Genomic DNA, 847 nt, shown 5'->3' with positions numbered 1-847 from the left:
GAGCGTGACAAAAACGACCGTTTAATTTCATTTACTTTCTACTTTCCAAGCATCCTTTGGCATTAAATCGAAAAACCACTCCGGGATCTTTCGAAATTGGCATTGCAGGATTGATATATATACGAACGCTATTTGAATCGCTTTCTAACTCATCAACGTACTCTTGAGACTGCCCACAATCCAAACGCCAATTGTGAATATTATCATCTACGCGCCAGCCATTTCTCTTAGCTGTTTCAATGATTGAACTTTTTTAACACACGAGGCTTCTGCCGCGCTCCTTAGAAAGCCATTATAAGCTGTCAGAAATCTGTTTACACCTCTCGTGTCCCAAATTTGGAGATGCAGATAGCCCGCATAAATGGTCACGGCCAACGCAACCATGATCCACAAAACCGAACTCCTAAAAATTTCTAGCAAACCTGATCCCCCAACTGTTGACAGCCGCGCGGCACATTGATCGTATGAACCCAGTTTTAAAATACCTTCGCACTAAGGATGTTTCAATGACAGATTACGTTATACCAATTGTTTGGCCTAGTTATCCAATCCAGACGGGAGTGTCAGGTCAGGCCATTAGCGTTCCTGGTCTCGGTCATGCCGGTGTAGTTGTGGTCAACGGCACAACTGGGGCGACACAATACTATGAATATGGTCGGTATGACGAGTTAGACCAAGGAGAGGTAAGATTTGCAGGTACGAATGGAATACCTGCCATTCAATCCATTAGTGTTGGCCCAAACGGTATCGATTCCACAAGCTTCACGAATTCTTTGGAAGCACTCTCTGACTACTATGGGCTAGGAACCCCCGGTATGGGAACGGTGAAGTGGTCCCAGAAAACTGG

General features: G+C 45.0%; 1 protein-coding gene. It reads left to right on the top strand.

From position 1 onward, the window contains the following. Positions 1-506 precede the first annotated feature (506 nt). The coding region (locus tag FGE21_RS20240; protein ID WP_218062811.1) for a hypothetical protein at positions 507-847 on the top strand (341 nt) is incomplete at its 3' end.

Source organism: Phaeobacter sp. B1627, from assembly GCF_006265095.1.
Taxonomy (GTDB): domain Bacteria; phylum Pseudomonadota; class Alphaproteobacteria; order Rhodobacterales; family Rhodobacteraceae; genus Epibacterium.
Note: the sequence above shows the minus strand (reverse complement) of the source record. Positions and strands in the feature narration are given on the sequence as shown.